Here is a 19,427-nt window from a genome sequence, read left to right as displayed (position 1 = left end):
CCACGCATAGCCCCGCAACATGAACAAATGGCCCAGCGCACAGGATATGTAGATTATGCAAATCAGGAATGTCCAAACTTCTTCACTGATAAGGCTGGCGCAGAATACCTCGACACCTCGCCAAGTTAGAAGCACCACATAGGCCACTTTCACTTCACAAGCACCGTATTGGAATCTTTACAGGAGAGTAAAAGCTATGCGTTCCAGGGTTATAACTCCATCGCTGGTAGTCATTATGCTTGCATGTGCATCAGCCGCGCCAGCTTGCTTCGCCACAGACATGACTCCCGGCGTGCAGAACGAGAGCACGTCAGAGGCGGATTTTCAGCAATGGCTGGCTACTTTCCGCAGCAATGCAACTACTAAGGGCATCGACACAGCCACACTCGATCTTGCCTTCCAAAACATCACGCTTGACCCAACTGTGCACCAGTTGGACACGGCGCAACCAGAGTTCACGACGGCCATCTGGGATTACTTGTCTGAGCGTCTGACTCCGAAGAATACCCAGCAAGGGCAGGAGCTTCTGCAAAAAGAGCCAGTTTTGAACGAGGTAGAGCGTCATTACGGTGTGAATGCGAAGATTATCGCGGCCATCTGGTGTATTGAGAGCGGCTACGGGAAGGATATTGGTAGTCGCGATGTGATTCGTTCCTTGGCCACGCTTGCTTACAAGGGCCGGCGGATGAATTACGGGGCTACACAGTTGATGGCCGCCCTTCATATCCTGCAAAACAAAGACATTGCTCGCGCGCAATTGATTGGCTCGTGGGCTGGCGCGATGGGGCAGACGCAATTCATCCCGACGACCTATCTTGACTATGCAGTTGATTTTAACCACGACAATCGGCGCGACGTTTGGAGTTCCCGTGCCGATGCGCTGGCCTCCACTGCCTCTTATTTAAAACGCAGTGCTTGGAACTCGCGCATCTCTTGGGGACAGGAGGTGCAGTTGCCCGAGAATTTCGATTACGCTCAGGCTGACATGTCGATCAAGAAACCCGTTGCAGAATGGCAACGGCTCGGGGTGATGGGAACGACACACGCGATTCCGGGCCAGCTCGCACAGGAGCAAGCATCGGTCTTGCTGCCTGCTGGTTATCGCGGGCCAGCATTTATGGTCCTAAGTAATTTCCGTAGCATTCTGCGCTATAACAACTCCATTGCCTATGCGCTAACGATCGGGCTACTAGCCGACAGTTATGCTGGCGGGACCGGCGTGTCTCACCCGTGGCCGACTGATAATCCTCCCTTGGGCAGCATTGCGCAGGTAACCGATTTGCAGAAACTGCTGACTGCTAAGGGCTACTCCCTGGGTACTGCTGACGGTGTGATAGGGGCGATGACCCGGGCGGCCATCCGGGCTTACCAGAAGGATCAGCATTTGCCACCCGACGGTTACGCTAGCACTGTACTACTGGAGAGTCTGCGCCGATAGGTGTACTCACTTCATAGGTTTAGCTCGCTATATTTTTTTTGGGGGGGGGCGCCGGGTTACACCCCCCAGAAAGTTTGTATGATCGTGTGCAGCCCCAGAATAAGATCGCTTCGATATTTATAATTTACCTATTAAAATCATAGTGATACGAATAGCCGTCGGGTTCTATTTTGAGGAAACGCTCTGGGCGCGGATCTGGATCTCTCAAGCCTGGTCTATCGAAGGAAAGGATGTTGACTTGAAAACTCGTGAATATTATGTCGCGGCAGCGGCCGGTTTAATTGGAGGTAACGTTTCTAGCTTTGTCAAGTGGGGGACGGAAATCCCATTTCCGCCTCGCACACCAGATCGTCCAATCCCGCCTTTAGAGATGCTTGATTCGCTCGGTATCAACGCTAATCAGCTTACCTACGTGTACTCCGAGCACATGGTGAATTATGGCAGTGCCTTGATTCACCAAAGCTTTTCCATTTTTTTCGCCATTTTCTATTGCCTGACTGCGCTTAGGTATCCGCGTATTGCCGTTTGGCAAGGTTTTGGCTTTGGCATGCTTGTCACCCTGGCTTTTCACGGGGTACTTTTACCGATGTTTCACTGGGCTCCTCCGCTCTGGGAGCTTCCTCCAGCGGAATGGGCATCTGAAACCTTTGGACACTTGCTATGGATATGGGTGATCGAAGTCATACGTCGCGATCTGCAGCAACGTTGGTCGCCCGGCCCTGGTTAGCTGTAACGACCTGCAATCGAAATGGCCTCAACCTGCGACCATCGCGTTTTTCGACCGGGATTGATTGCTTGGCGGTAAAAGCGACGTTTCAAGCTGGGCCAGCTCTGTGACGCGCAGGCCAGCTGTGTGAGTGAGCCAAAGCAGCAGCACGTCCGCTCTGGCATGCGGCCTGTCATCGAAGCCACTCTTATGAGGTGTTTGATTTGACCACGTCAAAGGTATTTTGCACTACGGATCTTGGCTGTAGTGGAACTCTCTATCAGGATTGGCGGAAATTCGCTGTCGTTCCAAAGAGAGTCAGCAGCAGGCCTCCGGGAAAGCCTACCACCAGTGTTTATGCGGCGTTATAAGAAAATGCTACCGCGCCTGCTGCTCGATGGCAGGCGCACGGCCCAGACAGGCGCCACCAAACCCCAACCGTCCCGATAACGGTTTCCTACTGACGGCTCTTCATCAATCGCGTTTCCTGTACCTGACACCATCTGCAGGTACTGCCACATGCTTCCCTCCAGAACCTATTGCTTCAGATCCAAACGTAGCCTTTTGGGCTTCCTGGGCTTGGTCATGGCCGCCCAGATCACCCTCGCACACGCGGAGACGTGGGTCATTACGGACCGTAACCATCCCGTTCAGACACCGGCACATGTCCGGCTGATTCTCCTGGACGAGCAAGAGCGGCTTGAGACCAAGCTTTCGGAAGGGCTACCAGCGAATCAGCAACAAGCCATCACCATCATGCAGCAGCGCCTCAAGAGCGCCGATGCGCAGCGCTTGCAACGCGACCTGGCCTTAGCTCAACAAAACCTCGTAGACGCCTGGAGCATCAGGGTCACGAAGGTGCCTGCTGTGGTGGTCGACCGCACGTTTGTTGTGTATGGCGAAACCAATGTTCTGGCGGCGGAACATCGCATTGCCCAGTGGCGTACTGCAGCCAAACATCAAAACGACGCTGGTCAGGGAGATACGCCGCAATGAACCTAGGCTACTGAGCATGAGCCCGATCATCGACACGCCCTTTATAGACCTCTATCTGGGGCCTGATTTCACGGACGTAAAAGGCTTGGATGGCCAGAGCGGACGTGTCGAGGCTCCGGAGAACTGGAAAGAAAGCGCGCAGCTTTTACGAGAGGAGTGCTCGAGGCATTTTGAAGTGCATCAGGATCCTGAGTTCTCGTTGATCAAAGACGGGACGGTGCTTCGCGTCACTCAGATACACGGACGATTGCGGAAAATATGGGCGCGCCGGGTGGCTTCATCCCGTTCAACAACACCGGCGTTATTCAAGGAGTACGAGGCGGCTGGCAACTGGCGCTGAGCAACTATGGGATCAACCCAGGCGTTGGCCACACTGCGAGTGCCTTGTTTCTCCAGGATGGCACGCTCTCCAACGACTACCTGTACCGCAACGCCATCCCAGGAAAGCCTGAACTCAATCGCATGAACACGGCGCTCAGTATGGGAGGAAACAATGTCAACGATGTAGCTGCATTGAACGCCTCTGGAACAGTGACGGTTGGAGGGAATGTCGACACAGCTGGATCAGTTAACGCCACTGGTAATGTGAGTGCGTCTGGATCAGTCACAGCCCAGGGAAATGTAAGTGCATCAGGATCCGTCACAGCCCAGAGCAACGTCATCGCTGCAGGTGATGTATACGCACAGTCGGTGAACGCCTCGGCCAACCTCACGGGCGCGGCTGCCCGCATATCAGGCGAGACTGTCACAGGCGGTTGGTTTCGCACTCAGGGCGACACCGGCTGGTACAGCGAAAAATGGGGCGGTGGCTGGTACATGAGTGACTCGGACTGGGTACGGGTCTACGGCGACAAGAACCTCTACACAGCCGGGAATATCCGAGGTGGGACAGTCACTTCGGAAGGTCGCGCGACCGTCGGTGAATACCTGCAGCTCAATGGCGTAGCCACTGCCGGGACAGCCTGTGCTGCAAACGGAATGGTTGGTCGCACCAGTACGGGTCGATCGCTTTCCTGTGATAACCAGGTCTGGGTAGTGAACGGTTCAAGTGCCCCTACCTGTACGGCACAGACAATCAATGGTTACGACGCAAATGACGCGACTACCTACTCCTGCCCAGTCGGATACACCAAAGTCGGGTGGGACACCACTGGCTCCGGCCAACGAAACAGCAGCACTCCGGGAATTGTGATCGGCCAGAACGACTTCGCCACCATTTTCTGTTGTCAGTTTTGAGCAGGCTCATAGCAGTCATCGAGGACGTAGAGTGAACATTTACTGGCTTGCAATGGTGGTGATTACAGCAGTGCTCGGAATGGTTTACGAGAAGTCACACCAGGCAGAACAGAGCTCCCAGACCGTGGAGATCTCCCTGATTGCTAATAACGTCCTCGTCTACAGAAATGCCTTGGCCGAGTATGCATACACTCACAAAGCTGCGTCAGGCAGGGTGGCAGATAACCAGTTGGTTCTGCCTACTTGGTACGCTCGTTACCCTGGAGTGGAGGGCGTGATCGATGCTGGACGAAGTTACGCGTTCTTCGGATCCCCTCCTCCCGGTCTTGTTTCAGAGATGATCAATTTGACTGATGGATCGCTGGCCATCGGCACGGCGGCGTCTGGCAATCTTGTCACACCGTCATCAGGTAGCGTAGGGGTCGCATTACCGGCAACAGTACCCAACGGCGCAGCCGTGGCTTACCAATGAGTCCATTGACGGATCGTCACAGATGCAAACAGAAAGGTAGCAGGGGCGCATGCCCCTGCCGCTGTTACTTAGAATTGTTGAATCAGTCGAATCAGACGAATAGACCAGTACGCGGTCTGCAGTGCTCTGATCAACTCTTCAGGTATGAATCGCAGCATGGCGATGTCCTCGCAGAGTGAATGGGATCAGGATTGGGCCCCTGACATATCCACACGACAGCGAGTAAACCCCCTATAGGAGTTGACGCAGGGGGTTACCAGCAATACTCTGAGATTTCCGAGGTCCCGTTGTATGCGTCATGTGTTGCATCGATGTTAATCGCAAGAAAATTGCATTGCCACCTGATATCGATAGTGACGCCCCCAGCCCCCGCCTCGCGCGGGGGTTTTTATGACTACGCGATTTTCGTAGAAATGGTGTTTTGAGGTATCTGGAAGCATCCGGGAGACCTCTACGAGCGTTTCCGTCAAATTTCGAGATTTGGAATAAGCAGTAGCTACCAACTCTAATTCTCCGACGAGTGGTAGTGATTAAAGGGGCCTACAATCGGCGGCTCTCAGTATTTGACCTTAAACGTCGGAGAGTCTTCCGGTCGATGACCGCGCCGATCATACAAACGCGTCGTGCTGATGTTTGCGTGCCCCAGCCAGATCTGCACCTTGGCAATGTCGGCATCATGTTCAAGCGCGTTGGTCGCCGCCGTGGCCCGCAGGCCGTGCACGCCTAATCCGTCCACGTGGATCTGCGCTGCGCTTGCCCACTTACTGACAACGCCATAAACCCCCTTGCCGGTAATCCCTGTACCTGACGTCTTGCCGCGCAGCGAGCGGAAAAGCGCACCCGGCGTCTGCGCTCGATCACCATCACGCACCAGGTATACGTAGATCCGTTCAGCCGCGACCGGGTGCAGTGGCAGGTAGCGGATCTTGCCGCCCTTGCCGTGGATCCGCAGGTGCTTTACACCACGGCGCTCCTGCAGGTCGCCGGTCTGCAGCAGGCTCAACTCTTCACGGCGCAGTCCTTGGTACAACAGCACCGCGAGTATCGCCCGGTCGCGCACGCCCTGGAGCGATTCATCGTCCGGCGCATCAAGCAGCCGCTTGGTCTGGTCGCCGCCCAGGGCGGGAGTCTTGCCCTCATTGGTTTCAACTGGGGGCCTGGCCACTCCATGCACCTGGTTGCCCCCGGCCAGTGCATTGTTGTCCAGGAGGTAATCGAAGGGGCTGGCCAGCGTCGCCAGTTTGCGCCGGATCGTGGCTCCAGAAAGAGCGCGTCGCTCCAGCTGGGCACGCCAAGCTAAAACGTGTGCCCGGTTCACGACGCGAAACTCTTCGGCACCGGCCAGGTCGACAAAGCTGCAGAACTCGCGCAGATCGGCCTGGTACGCACGGCGCGTGCGCGGGTTGCGGATATTGGCGAACCACTCGACGGCTGCCGGCACTGAGGCCAGTTCCTGGAATTCCAGTGCAGTCAGTCGCCGCTCGCCGGCGTTGGCCATCACCAACTCACTCATGCATTTCGCTCCGCATCGTGCCGCGCTTTGATGGCCGGCCACTCGGGGGAAGTCATAAGCTCGCGGATCAGGCGCTTATGTTCCGGCTCTGGCACCAGGTGCTGCCAACGCTCCTGCTCCAGCTCCATTTGCATGACACCGCGTAACTGAGCCTCAATCTTCACACCCGCTGCGCCGAGGCGCGCACGTGCCTGACACCAGAAACCTTCCGACGTGATGTATTCGTACAGCGGCACGATGGGCAGCCCGTGCAGTTGCCAAAGGTGCCAGAGGACGGCAGAGCCGATGCCCTGTCGCTGACTACCGGGCCTAAGCTCAATCATGTTGATGTACAGCCGGTCGCGCAGCGGGTTGATGCTGTAGTCGATGTGACCCACACGCTGGCCGTCGACCTCGATGTGATCGATGAAGTCAGTACCGGGAAACACGAAATGACCAGGCTGCGATTCGGTGCGCTCGTTCACCAGGGTAATGGGTCGCATCACCACACTCGCGACGTGCCGTCTACTGAAAAAACCACGAATACTGCTGAAAAACGTCATATGCCCGCCTGTTCGAAATCCAAAGCGGGTGTATCTATTCCCGGCCTTAATTCGGGGCACGACGCCATCGATAAAGACGTTACTACTATAGCAAGCATGCCATCAGATACTGGGTGGTAGCCTTCTTTCATCCTATATCCTCATTTTTTTGTAAGCGCCCGGCTAAGTCTAGATAGGTCACAGTGCGTCATTTGTCTTAAAACTAGACCCTAAAAAAGGGCATCCAGTAACCGCTTTCGTAGGCGGATACCGATGCCCTTGTGATGACTCTTACCCGCGCTCAGCGAGGGTGTAAACGAGGGTGCTCGTGAAAGACACGTGCATTGGCCGAATCAGTAGGCGCGACTTGCACTCACTTGGACCGCTTTTCTCACCGCCTTTGGAAGCGGATTGGAGGTTGTTGTACTGAGCTCCGTTGAGTAGAGGCTAGTCAGCGTGTCAGACAGCGGTAGATCATCAGAAGATGAGCCCACCTTGACGGTGAATCGACCAGCGTCCAACTGCCAAGATTTGTCTTGCTCGTCGAAATAAGCCAGCGAGCGGTCATCCAGGGGGATGCTCACCGTCTTGCTCTGACCTGGCTTCAGGTAAATCTTGTCGAAGCCTTTCAGCTCTTTAACCGGACGGTCCACTTTCGAGTTCTTTTGGCTCACATAGAGCTGCGCGATCTCATAACCAGCGACTCGGCCGGTATTGGTTACCTTGAATTGCGCATTGATCGTCTGGCCTGGGACCAGCACCTTGGACGACAGCTTCAGGTCGCTGTATTTGAAGTCTGAGTAGGACAGACCATAGCCGAATGGGAACAATGGCTTTTTATGGTTGTGATCATAGCCACGATACCCAAGGTACAGGCCTTCGCTGTAGGTCATTTCAGTGGCGGCATTCGGACCCTGATAGGCCTTGATATCCGGGTAGCTGGCATAGGCAGGGTTGTCTTCAATGTCTTTATCGATGCTGATTGGCAGCTTGCCCGACGGATTGACTTTACCGTAGATGATCTCAGCGACTGCTTGGCCGCCATACTGACCAGGCATCCAGGCATGCATTACCGCGCCGGCTTTTTTGACCCATGGGGAGATCTTCTGCGCGGATCCGCCGTGCAGGACAACGACCGTGTTTTTGTTGGCTTTGCTTAGGTTCTTGATGAGGTCCGACTGGTATTCAGGCATCTCATAAACATGGTCAAAGCCCTCACCCTCATACTCTCCGTTCATCCCAGCTGCAATGACTACCGCGTCGTATTGCTTGAGGTTGTCAGGTGCAGCCAGAGGTGCCCAACTCATACGAATGCCAGTGAAGCCGCCATTCCAGGTCACGAAGTCACCGCGCAGACGACGGTATTCAAGCTTTACGCTGTACTCTTGACCAGCCTTAAGATGTACAGCCTTTCCCGATTTCGGAGGATCGTAGACCAGATCGAGTGCGACTGGCTCGCCGTCGCTCTCAAGGATCAACTCATCGTTGACCCAAAGACGATAGGCGCCGTCTGCATGAATTTTAAATACCTGATCGCCGCTGACCGTTGGCTTGATGACACCGGTGAATCGAGCAGAAAAGCTGCCACCTGCGGGGTTGAACCCAGTGGTGTTACTCACGCCGTTTACTGTGGAGTTTGAGCCCGTCGACCAGTCCCAGTTTACGCCAGGTTCAGTGCGGGTAACTGCTGGATCACCCGACAAGTCAACATTATTAAAGTACTCAGCTTTCAGACCCTGAGCGCCGCTTTTGTCTTCAGGGGCATGAGTGAGGTACCAGGTAGCTTTGGCTGGTCTCAGGGAGTACTGCTCCAGGTAATCCACCTGGCCCTTGCGTCCTGCGACCTTGCGCAGGCCTGCCAACTCACTGACATAAGTGGTAGGCGGAGAATAGTGAGAGCCAAACGGAGACGGCGAAATATCATCAGCAATACCGCCGATAACCGCGATCCTGCTGGTTGGATCTAGAGGCAGAACCTTGTCGCCCCCTTTAGCATCATCATTCCGCAGCAGAACGATACCTTCGCGCGCAACGTTTAGAGACGCTTTCCCGCCGTGTTTCAGATTCTCTATCCCGTTAGCTTGGGGAATTCCTTTGTCATATCCATAGCTGAGCAGCGCTCGCAGGTTGCGTCTAGCTTTATCGTTGAGAAGTGCCAGTGGAAACTCCCCGCTCTCTACAAAAGGAAGCAGATTGGCCTGGGTGAAGAAATTACCGCCCCCAATCTCCATATCAGTGCCTGCAAGCGCTGCTTTGATAGGCGTCTGCAACCCTTGATAATCGGTCATCACGAAGCCCTTAAACGACCATTCATTCTTAAGAATGTCCGTCAGGAGATGATGATTTTCACAGGCGTATTCGCCGTTCAGCTTGTTGAAGGCGCACATCACTGAGGCGACGTTTGCGTTCTTCACCGCAGATTCAAAAGCTGGCAGGTAAAGCTCCCTGAGAGTACGCTCGTCTACTTTGATGTCGACATTATGCCGGTTCGACTCCTGATCGTTGCCGACCAAGTGTTTAGCGACGGTCTGCACCCCCTGGGCCTGAATACCGTTAGCCACGGCAGGGCCTAGCACGCTACCAATAAAAGGATCTTCACCGCTCAGGTATTCACCGGCACGGCCACCATAAGGGGTTCTGTAAAGATTGAGGCCGGGGGCAATGATCTGCTGCCCGCCGAGCTCACGTGTTTCGTAGCCAATCGCCAGACCGTATTCTTTAGCTCGGTTGATGCTCCACGAGGCGGCAAGGGCTGATGGTGAGGGAAACTGTGTGCCAGGCACAGGATTGGTGGTATGCACTGCCATGGATGAGTCATAGGTCACTGTGCCCGGCAAGCCCAGCTTCGGCTGTGGCGGGATCATGTAACCATTATCCGACCGGGTGTAGTCGATTTGCTCACCCGGCGTCATCTGTTGGGCGTAGTTTTCGACCCGTTGCTCTACGTCTTTGGAATTAACAGGTGGGTTCGCATAGGTAACCCCAGCCTGAACCAAGCAGCACATCAAGACGCTGCTTTTATTGATTATTCGACCCATGATCACTCTCCTGCTGCGTTTTGCTTGTCGTCGTCTGAGTCACTCGCCGAGACGGGTGAATCTTGAGTCGGAGCCTCTGCGTCGAGCAGATCTGAATCGGACTGTTTAGCCTTTGGCACCTGGTACGTGGACCGCTGACTCACGACCTGCTGGCGCTTGGCTTCGTATTCTTTGATGGACTGCTCGATGCTCTTGGTGCCTTGGACACCTGTGCCGCTATCAGCACGGGCAGCTAATGGAGCAAGGCAGCAGGCCACCAACACCCCGGACAAGAAACATGCTTTCATCGTATCTCCCAACACGCTAAGACTGATTGATATCATCAACACTGTGCTTCCGCTGCGGCCTAACGCTGTCAGCGGCTTCTGTTTCGTCCACACAAAAGCCCACCATTGCAAACAGCGAGAATATTCTTTATCAAATACCTTGAAGAACCGTTAAGAGCATCTATCCTATAAGGTAAACGCGCTTCACAGGCGACACATACTGTTAAACAGGCGCACGCCAAAGTCCCAGTTTTAATTTCAGGCGCCTAACAAATCCCTAGTTCAAAAATGAGTGCGGTGAGGCACCGCTATAGTTTCGAACGTGATAACTGACAGCGCTGATGACATCTGAAAGATGCTTCATGCCTTTATCACGCCTGGCTTCATGCCGGGATGGTTATTACATTAATGTTACAATTTCGTAAAGGCTAGTGCCCTCAGGCTCGTCAACAGGCATAAATTTTCAATTTGAAATCTGCCATGGCAACGTACGAATTTATATGACGCTCAATGATGCAGGCCGCATATAAAAACATGAACTTTCCTCCGAACCTGAGAGTACTAAACACTGAAAATGTTCAATCACCTGCCTTATATTTTTCCGTTAATCAATCATCTGACCGAGAACAAATTCAGTTCCTTTAACCGACCACAAGATAGAAATTTCACATGCACGTACGGACGATGCATGATAACAGCGCGCGAAACTGAATAGTAGTTCAGATTGATGCATAGAAGAAAACGTGCTCTAAAATGCTTTAATGTGGTGATTAGCCTCAATAAAAGCACTGCGAGCACAATTATTCACATGTTTGGCGTCCAAAACCGAAATGTAAAAATCGTGACGATATAATGACGAGTGATGGCCACTCGCCACACTTCAAGGAAATTTGCCGGCGTTCTGCTCTCAGGGTGAGAGCGTCACCTTCAAGCGACTGAGGTAATCATCGAATTGCGCTACTGGATCCATATCGTCGGGTCGTCTTAGCCACTGCAGTTGCGTGCCATCCATCACAGCGCAAATCTCACGAGCAACTACGGATGTCTGAGTCGATCTTATCTCACCTTCTTCTATCAATGACTCAAGATAAGATGCTATTGCGCTATGGACATTTTTGAACCATGTCTGAAAACGATCGTGCGCTGGATGCAGTTGTCCTAAGGATTCAACATTGAGCATCATAAAAGCTTGACTTATCATCTGTGTCTCAATGCTTCTTCGGAATATCACCCTAATACTTTTTATAAAACCTGATAGGGATGTTCTGGCGTTCAGCTGATCAAAATATTGATCTGCCTCGCTTTCTTTACGATCAAGAACGGCATTTAGTAGCGCAGTTTTGTTAGGGAAGTGGTATAGCAGACCAGCTGCAGTAACGCCGGCCAACTTTGCAATATCTTTCATTGAAGCGTGTGCGTACCCTACCTGTGAAAATACTGAAAGTGCGGCCTCAAGGAGCGCTTCACGCCGAAGCTCGCCCCTTGGAGCTGGCCGTCTATGCTTCGACGGTGATGAAGATTCAGGTTCGTGGATTCCTGCAGCCATTAGACATTAACCTGCGACTATGAGTGGGTCTTCAAACGGCCCATTATGGCTCAGGTCATCAATGGGTTAAACCTCAAACCCATCGTCCTAGAGCCGTCGACGGCCTCGATTTTGGCACGGCTACCGACACCTGTAGATCTTCATCGATGCAGATATGGGGGGCCCATTATGGTTGGCGTAACGCAGCTGGATTGCAATCAAGCGCTACTGATCTCAATTTTTTTGCGTTGACGAAGCTCTTGAATCTGCACAGGATGTGTTAATCACGATACAATTGCAGAAAAGTAATAGGCTCCACGCATCAGTATTTGTTGCACATAAGCGGCCCTTGACGCAAAGAGTTGCCTTGGCCGCTATTCAAGGGATCGGCTTGATCAGCTGCAACGGCTGACGATAGTCATCAGTCACTTGCCGGGCCTGGCTGTTGCTGGTGATGACCCGTGGGGTGATCAGCACTACCAGCTCGGTGCGTTTCTTGCTTTTGACGGTGTTGCCGAACAGCCAGCGCAGTCCCGGGATGCTGCCCAGATAGGGCACGGCGGACACGGTGTCGGCGTTGTCCTGTTTGATCAGGCCGCCGAGCAATACGGTCTGGCCGCTCTGCACCGCCATCTGAGTGGATACCGAGCGCGTTGAGATCCGCGGGTTGCCGTTGGCGTCACTGACCTGCTGCTGAATGTCCATGTACACCAGACCGCCAGGTCATTTTGGTAGGCACGTCATGTTCGAGGATTGTCCAGGTTGGCAAACCACTGAACCGCGGCCGGAACTTGGGCCAGCGCCTGAAATTCGACCGATGTGAGCCGACGCTGATCATTCTTAGGGGCTTTGGTCAGTTCGTGCATATATTTCTCATCATTGGCTCGTTTGCGATCATTGGTGAACCCTGTAGTCACCAAAGCAACTGAAGATGCGCTCACTAGCCATAAAACCGACAAGCGGCATTAATTGGGGATAACGTATTTTATCACTCCATTTCATCCGATAGATGCCCATTCGCAAAAGGTTTATATCGCTAACCAAAAATGCCTACCTTCCCCTGCTCGGGTTTCACATGCACTCAGAAACATTGCTAAAAGAGAAATATCTTGAGAACGATTGGCATATTGGTATCCTGAGTTCAGTTAAATGGAGATGACTATGGCAACCTTGATATTCAGACGCAATACGAAAATCGGCAACCTAGATGCCGAAACCGATACTTTTCTAAAAAGCTGCTTTTTGGAAACGGATGTTTACTCAAACCTGTTGAGCTTCGAAGATGGAATAGATTTTGCCAAACGGATAATCGTCGGGCGAACCGGATCAGGTAAAACCGCACTTATAAAACAGTTATCTGAAAATCCAAAAATAAAGAAGCACTTAACCATTGAGGCTGAATCAACCGTTTTTGAACACATAAAAAACAACGTATTTATTTCAAAATTAATCGACAACAACGTTGACTTGAGAATATTCTACAAATCCTTATGGATACACGTCCTACTTGTTAAAGTTGTAGAGTTATTATACCCAGGCAAAAACTTTTTTGAAATGATGCTAGACTTACCGACCACCGGCAAGAAGAAATACAACGCAACACTAGCGAAAGAATACGTCGAAAAATTCAAAGACAATTTTTTTAATGAAAGCATAGTTAGTGAAATCACTGAGAAAATGCAACTAGAGCTAGCGGGCGGCTTCACAATGCCGCCTGCAAAGTTAGATGGTAAAGCTAATACAGAATTGACCGAGAAGATACAGAGAGCCACTGCCCAATACGTTAGTACCGAACTGCTTCGAAAACAAAAGGAGCTGATCAAGGTTCTCACTGAGGAGAAATCTCGTGAAGGTCAACATCGTTTCATAATCAGCATCGACGACCTTGATAAATCTTGGCTGAGCTCAAGCGAAATACGATATGACTTCATAAATTCGTTATTGGATGCCTTCAAAGAACTCCTAGACATAAAAACGGTAAAAATCATCATATCTATTCGAACCGATATAATCCGTGGGATATATCTTAAAAACCTGAGGCAAGAAGAAAAAGACAAGTCTTTGATTTTGGATATCCATTGGGACGAACTCCAAATCCAAAAAATCCTTGATAATAGAATTGACTTTCTCATCAAAGACAAATACCAGTCAAACGCTACAACTCGATTCTCTGATATTTTCTCTTTTCCAATTAAAAGCGAAGTTGCCCAAGATTACATACTGAGAAGGACCATGCTAAGACCGAGGGATGCTATCGACTTTGTGAACTTATGTCTTTCAGAAGCTGATGGCTCAACCGCGCTGAATGAGAACCAAGTAATCGAAGCGGAAGAAAAGTTTTATGTATCTAGAAAGCAAGCATTATGCAAAGAATGGGCAAGTATTTTTCCCCAAATAACCAGATACATAAACGGCTTAGCAGAAATAGAAACACCCTCCTTCTTTTCGGTTGACATACAAGATAAAATCGAACAAATCCAGATGGCGATTCTATCCTATACCCAAGAAGCTTCGGACACGCTTACAAACGACATGGTCAGCGACTTCAACCTACTCCTAAATATCTGGTTCATAGTTGGTGTGATAGGGATAAAAAAATCAGACTCACTGATCATCTACTCTAGTTTCGAAAAGCAAGAGCTTGATATCAGCGACTATAAGAAAGAGTTCTTTATTCACCCACTTTTTTTTCGATACTAGCTCCCAGCTACTTTCTGAATAAAAATAACACATACACTAAATCAGCTTTACCGCCTGCCCCTCCAAGGCAGGCATGCGATCTGCTGTGGTGGCCCCTGAGACAGGGCCATTTTTCCTACAAACTAATGAGAGGTATCACTCAGTAGCACAACACTCGACCGATGAGTCCCTACTCACGGGTGGTCCGCATAAACCGATTTTGACTTGGTTTAGGGTTTCATGAGACGGCGTTCAAGGTTTAGGTGCATCGTCTCTTTCCTAAGCTGCAACACCTCATCGGAGTCCTTATGCGTTTGTATCTGTGCGAGAAGCCCAGCCAGGGTAAAGACATCGCCGCCGTACTCGGAGCCAAAGCACGAGGTAACGGCTGCATCAAAGGCAATGGTGTGGCCGTGACATGGGGAATTGGACATTTGCTGGAAACCGCTCCTCCCGATGCTTATGGCGAGCACCTGAAGAACTGGAGCTTGGACACCCTCCCAATCCTGCCAGCGCAATGGAAAGTGATCGTTAAGCCGAAAACATCCAGTCAGTTCAAGGTCGTCAAGCAACTGCTCAAGGAGGCCACTGAGCTCGTCATAGCAACCGATGCGGACCGCGAAGGTGAGCTGATCGCACGCGAGCTGATCGACTACTGTGGTTATGCAGACGATCTGTTCTACCTACTGTTCCGGATCCTCACCAGACGTATGATCGAGGACGGCTATCAACCCAACGCGCGAGGGAGCATGGCACCGGCTGCAATGTCCTTTATGCGAGATCACGGGGTATTGAAGGATATCTACACCGAGCGAGATGGCAGTTCTCACAAGACGGCCAAAGGTAAGAAACTCTCCGTGCGGACCGTCAAAGCTCCAGGGTTTGGGCCGAAAGGCATTCACCGCTTCGTTCTACCCTTCACTGTGTTCCTGAAACTCAAGGATATCGGCGGCAACGTGCTACCTGGTTATCGGGAGGAGTTCATTGATGTTCCGATGTCTCCAGACCAAGAGGCGGCTCACCGTAAGCTTGCCCAGACCTTGACCGTCGAGCTTCGGCAGGCGCTGGCCCGTAGAGATACGACGCTGTTAGGGGTGGTGTTGAACGTGCTGTTGGCATGGCCGGACTGCTGCTTTCGACCTGAGGTGGTGAAACATCCTCGATCCAGAGACACGTTGGCTTTCGTGCCGTCGGTCTTCGATGACGACGAACTCATGCCGAAGGAACAGGCCCTTCTGGACCTATGTCTTGCTGAAAAAGCTCGGAACCGCAAGGTTCTGGTCTGCTCGGTTTACACGGGTACCAGAGACACCACAAGCCGCATGAAGCGGGTGCTGGAACAGTCGGGACTGAAGGTGGCAGTGCTGCGTGCATCGGTGGACACAGCCAGGCGCGAGGACTGGATCCTCGACCAGGTTGATCGAGGTGTCGACGTACTAATCACCAACCCGGAGCTCGTAAAAACAGGTCTGGATCTGCTCGACTTTCCGACCATTGCCTTCATGCAGACGGGTTACAACGTCTACACGGTGCAACAGGCGGCGAGGCGGTCATGGAGGATCGGACAGAAGCAGGACGTCAGGGTGATCTTTTTCGGCTACATCGGCAGTTCTCAGATCACCTGCCTGCAGCTGATGGCCAAGAAGATCGCCGTATCACAGAGCACGTCAGGGGATGTTCCAGAGTCTGGTCTGGACTCGTTGAACCAGGACGGTGACTCCGTAGAGATGGCTTTGGCGAGGCAGCTTATCAACGTTTAAAAATTGCCACCTTCGGGTGGCATTTTATTCTGCCCGAACTGGCGGTAGGTGCCTCAAACACAAAAGTCTTGACTGACGGGCCGAGCAAAGTTACTAGTACCAGTCTGCAATGTGTGACATTTCAACCACTAGCATCAGAAGTTGCACTGTAGGGAGCTTACCCGAACGTACCAATTAGCGCCGATGCTGCCCAAGGAAGAAAAATTGAACTACATCCAAGACATTAAAACAACATTAAAAAACTTCGCCACAGAAGATAACGATTCTTCTATAGTTTTGAAAGGGGCCTGGGGAACAGGCAAGACGCACTTATGGCAGCAAGTCGTATCAGCCGAAGCAGGACTCTTCAAGAAGCGCAACTACAGTTACGTATCATTATTCGGAATAAGCACTTTAAAAGATTTGAAGCGCGCTTTATTTGAGAATAAAGTCCTCCGAGAAAGTGCAGCATCACAACCCAGCGCAGATAGCTTTCACGAAAATCTAAAGGATTTAGCTGGTAAATCCTCCAGCTGGCTTCGTAAAGGCTCATCACTTCTGAACGACATAACCGCATTCGGATTCCGCGGAGTAGGACCTGCAGTCGAGGCGCTCCAATTTTTCAGGGTAACAGACACACTGATTGTGCTGGATGATTTTGAACGCAAGAGTTCCTCCCTACATGACAAAGAAGTCCTAGGCCTAGTATCTCTGCTAAGCGAGAGCAAAAACTGTCGTGTTCTGATGCTTCTAAATGACCAAGGACTTAGCGCCGAATACACCTCATACCACGAAAAAGTTTTTGACTACGAAATCAATTTTGAACCATCTGCCAGAGATGCTGCTTCAATCGCACTTCCCGAGAACCCAGAAGTCTTTGGCATTCTCAAGGAAAACTGCATAAAACTTGAGATTACCAACCTCCGACTACTTACCAAAATTAGGCGCTACGCTGAGATAATCTTAAAATCGATAAAAAACAAAGATCTCAAAGTAGTTGATCGAGCCTTTTTAGTGTTACCCCTAGCCATCCAATCAATTTATGGGGGGCCGAACGCCAAAGCCGAAATTGAGTTCATATTGCGAGAGCAATATAGGCCTTGGTTTGATTTGAACGATCCAGATCCTGCCATGCAAAAAAAGCGAGAGGAGCACGACAAAAAACTTCAATATTTACATGACTACGGCTTATCAGCTATAGATGAGCTCGACATGTCTATTATTAAGCTTGTCCAGAATGGGTACGTTGAGCAGAGCAAGCTTGACGAGGTTGTTAAAAAATTTGAAGAAAAAATAGAACATGAAAAGCATATGCACAAACTCAGAGCGGCATGGGACTTTTATCACAAATCTTTTTTTGACAACGAGCAAGCTGTGATAGATGGCTTTAACGGTGCAATTCTTGAAGGCCTCCATCACTTCACACTAAGCGAACTCGACTCCATTACCGGCCTGTACTACGAACTCAATCGTGCAGATGAGATAAACCCGATAATCGAACAATACATGTCCACTATTATTCAAAAATTTAATTTTGAGGACAAGGAGGATGTATTCCATTGGCCAGCATCCAGCTACCTAGATGAGAAGCTTAATGAGTACTTCTTGGCCAAATGCAGCGTAAGAAACCGCAACTTGCAAGAGCTTATAAGCAGCGCAATGGAATCAAAAAGTGGAATGCAAGTTCATGGGGTCATCGAAGGATTATCATTAGTCGACGAAAAAGAATACTTAAACTACTTAGCGACTCTAGAAAACTCTGAACTAACCAACATAGTTAGAATGCTTTTGAAATGCGGAAACGTGGTCACACACGACACGGATGCTCAAAAGGCTTACAAACTCACATTTTTGAAGACATACAGAAGCCTGCTGGAGCTAGCGTCACGCTCACAGCTAAACAAAACGAGAATGGTAAAGTTCCTGTCCTATGAAAAGCTATATCAACGTCTCGAATTGGAGATTAAGCAGCAAGAATCTGAAAAGTTATCGTCATCAGATTCCATATCCGAGGATTGAAATAACTGGCGGTGATGGGCGGCGAGGCTCAGCACTTACGGCAACGCATTCTAAGCCTGAGGCGAGGTAGCTCAGCTGGATAGTGATCCGTCAGTAGATTTGAAGATGGATGTGTTCCAAAAAAAACCGTGAGCTGCTATCACATAGAGCTTACGGCGATCTAAACCTATTCCGACCGGAAAAGGGTTTCCTACTGTTACAAACCACATTTTTTGCGAACGTGCCTCACATCTTGAGTGAGGTCCTCCATGAAGCTGCCACTGCGCCCTTCTCTTTCCCGCACCACCGTCCTGCAAATCGTGGCCCTGATCGTCCTGATCGGCATGCTGGTCTACCAGCAGTGGCAGATTCTCCACCTGAAAACAGGTTTTGAATCAGCTGCGAACCTGGTCTGCGGAAACATGAACATGAACAACACGCTCCAGAATCAGTTAAATGGAGCAACTTCCGGATTTCAGACGATCATGGGGTCGATGATCTCAAACGCTACCAGCGCCGTTTCATCACTACCTGGACTGATTATTCAGCGTGCTAACCCCGCTTTGTACAACCTGCTCACCAACGGCATCCTGCAGGGTCGTCTTGACTTCGACCGATCCAAAGGCACTTGCCGTGCCATTGCTGACAAGATGCTCGATGTCGCCGGAGGACAGATGGGCTGGAACAAGATCGCCGAGGGCCAGGCTATGAGTCAGGCGGTGAAAAACGGGAACACAGATGCTGTATCAGCCGTTGCACAGGTCGAAAAGCAGGGAGGGAATGACGGTATTACGTGGCTCGGAGGAAATAAGGCCGGCGGATCTGGCCAACAACCTATCAAGGTTGTAGGCGACGTTACCCGTGCAGGATACAACTTGCTGAACGGACGCGGCGCGGCCGATACATCGTCCATTAGTCCTTCGGCCTGCAACAACGGCATGGTGTGTTCCACCTGGTCATCGCCTCAGGCAGCCACCACTTTCGCCAATCGTGTACTGGGAGAGCAACAACAACGCACTTGCGAGGATTGCACCAAAACAACCTCCACTGCCGGCGTTGGGCTCACTCCTCTCATCCAGGAATCCTACGACTCCAAGCTAAAGGCGCTGCAGGAATTGATCTCGGGCAGCAAAGCGCTCACCTCGGAAAACTTGACTGCAGCAAGCAGCGATTCTCTGCCTGTTACCCGTGGAGTGGTCGAGGCACTCAGGACTGAGCATGACCAGGATACAGGCTAAGGCGCACCCTTAAACAGCGAGCGTCAGACACAAATCTAATCCCCTCGGGACTTCGTCGCTGC

At 51.3% G+C, this 19,427-nt stretch carries 12 protein-coding genes and 5 pseudogenes; 10 read left to right on the top strand and 7 right to left on the bottom strand.

The genetic code is table 11. The features are described from left to right. Window positions 1-196 precede the first annotated feature (196 nt). The 6 genes and pseudogenes from FFH21_RS03855 to pilM all read left to right on the top strand — a co-directional run bounded on the left by FFH21_RS03855 (window position 197) and on the right by pilM (window position 4,848). Window positions 197-1,438, top strand: coding sequence for a lytic murein transglycosylase (locus FFH21_RS03855; RefSeq protein WP_011167682.1), 1,242 nt, complete (start codon window positions 197-199; stop codon window positions 1,436-1,438). Window positions 1,439-1,676: 238 nt separating this feature from the next. Continuing rightward, window positions 1,677-2,165 carry a DUF1440 domain-containing protein gene (locus tag FFH21_RS03850; RefSeq protein ID WP_011167681.1) on the top strand — a complete coding sequence of 163 codons (489 nt, stop codon included), beginning with the start codon at window positions 1,677-1,679 and terminating at the stop codon, window positions 2,163-2,165. A 498-nt stretch (window positions 2,166-2,663) separates the two neighbouring features. Then, the gene (locus tag FFH21_RS03840; RefSeq protein WP_011167680.1) at window positions 2,664-3,140 is read left to right on the top strand and encodes a TIGR03757 family integrating conjugative element protein; all 477 of its coding nucleotides are present in this window, start codon (window positions 2,664-2,666) and stop codon (window positions 3,138-3,140) included. A 16-nt stretch (window positions 3,141-3,156) separates the two neighbouring features. Then, window positions 3,157-3,378 (top strand): annotated as a pseudogene (locus FFH21_RS03835) (twitching motility protein PilT); the annotation flags it as partial. Then, window positions 3,378-4,376 (top strand): annotated as a pseudogene (gene pilV, locus FFH21_RS03830) (shufflon system plasmid conjugative transfer pilus tip adhesin PilV); the annotation flags it as partial. The pseudogenes FFH21_RS03835 and pilV, both read left to right, overlap by 1 nt. Before the next feature lie 31 nt (window positions 4,377-4,407). Beyond that, a complete protein-coding gene (gene pilM, locus FFH21_RS03825; RefSeq protein WP_011167678.1) occupies window positions 4,408-4,848 on the top strand; it encodes a type IV pilus biogenesis protein PilM in 441 nt (146 codons plus the stop codon). 556 nt (window positions 4,849-5,404) lie between these two features. Here the strand turns inward: pilM and FFH21_RS03820 are convergent. The 7 genes and pseudogenes from FFH21_RS03820 to FFH21_RS30415 form a co-directional block, all read right to left on the bottom strand. After that, window positions 5,405-6,361, bottom strand: coding sequence for a tyrosine-type recombinase/integrase (locus FFH21_RS03820; RefSeq protein ID WP_011167677.1), 957 nt, complete (start codon window positions 6,359-6,361; stop codon window positions 5,405-5,407). Next, entirely contained in the window at window positions 6,358-6,903 is a 546-nt protein-coding gene (locus tag FFH21_RS03815) for a GNAT family N-acetyltransferase (RefSeq protein WP_011167676.1), read from the bottom strand. Before FFH21_RS03815 ends, FFH21_RS03820 begins: the two co-directional genes overlap by 4 nt. 332 nt (window positions 6,904-7,235) lie before the next feature. After that, entirely contained in the window at window positions 7,236-9,920 is a 2,685-nt protein-coding gene (locus FFH21_RS03810; RefSeq protein ID WP_041924428.1) for a glycoside hydrolase family 3 protein, read from the bottom strand. A gap of 2 nt (window positions 9,921-9,922) precedes the next feature. Continuing rightward, on the bottom strand, window positions 9,923-10,207 hold the full coding sequence (locus FFH21_RS03805) for a hypothetical protein (protein WP_134933121.1): 285 nt from the start codon (window positions 10,205-10,207) through the stop codon (window positions 9,923-9,925). A gap of 886 nt (window positions 10,208-11,093) precedes the next feature. After that, the gene (locus tag FFH21_RS03800; RefSeq protein WP_011167674.1) at window positions 11,094-11,732 is read right to left on the bottom strand and encodes a TetR/AcrR family transcriptional regulator; all 639 of its coding nucleotides are present in this window, start codon (window positions 11,730-11,732) and stop codon (window positions 11,094-11,096) included. A 357-nt stretch (window positions 11,733-12,089) separates the two neighbouring features. Further along, window positions 12,090-12,434: pseudogene (locus FFH21_RS03795) on the bottom strand (type II secretion system protein GspD); the annotation flags it as partial. 20 nt (window positions 12,435-12,454) lie between these two features. Then, window positions 12,455-12,577, bottom strand: a pseudogene (locus FFH21_RS30415) (integrase); the annotation flags it as partial. Between the two features lie 295 nt (window positions 12,578-12,872). On the opposite strand from FFH21_RS30415, the gene FFH21_RS03785 reads away from it, so the two are divergent. From FFH21_RS03785 to FFH21_RS03770, 4 genes and pseudogenes are all read left to right on the top strand, one after another. After that, window positions 12,873-14,411, top strand: coding sequence for a P-loop ATPase, Sll1717 family (locus FFH21_RS03785; RefSeq protein WP_011167673.1), 1,539 nt, complete (start codon window positions 12,873-12,875; stop codon window positions 14,409-14,411). Window positions 14,412-14,698: 287 nt separating this feature from the next. Further along, window positions 14,699-16,150, top strand: a complete 1,452-nt coding sequence (locus tag FFH21_RS03780) for a toprim domain-containing protein (RefSeq protein WP_011167672.1) — start codon at window positions 14,699-14,701, stop codon at window positions 16,148-16,150. Between the two features lie 204 nt (window positions 16,151-16,354). After that, window positions 16,355-18,148: a hypothetical protein gene (locus tag FFH21_RS03775; protein ID WP_134933120.1), complete on the top strand. Its 1,794-nt coding sequence runs from the start codon at window positions 16,355-16,357 to the stop codon at window positions 18,146-18,148. 380 nt (window positions 18,149-18,528) lie between these two features. Next, window positions 18,529-19,356, top strand: a pseudogene (locus FFH21_RS03770) (integrating conjugative element protein); the annotation flags it as partial. Between the last annotated feature and the right edge of the window lie 71 nt (window positions 19,357-19,427).

The sequence above is a fragment of the Pseudomonas sp. KBS0707 genome, assembly GCF_005937945.2.
In the GTDB taxonomy this organism is placed as follows: Bacteria; Pseudomonadota; Gammaproteobacteria; order Pseudomonadales; family Pseudomonadaceae; genus Aquipseudomonas; species Aquipseudomonas amygdali.
The sequence above is the reverse complement of the archived record's forward strand: the minus strand, read 5'-3'. Positions and strand labels throughout refer to the sequence as shown.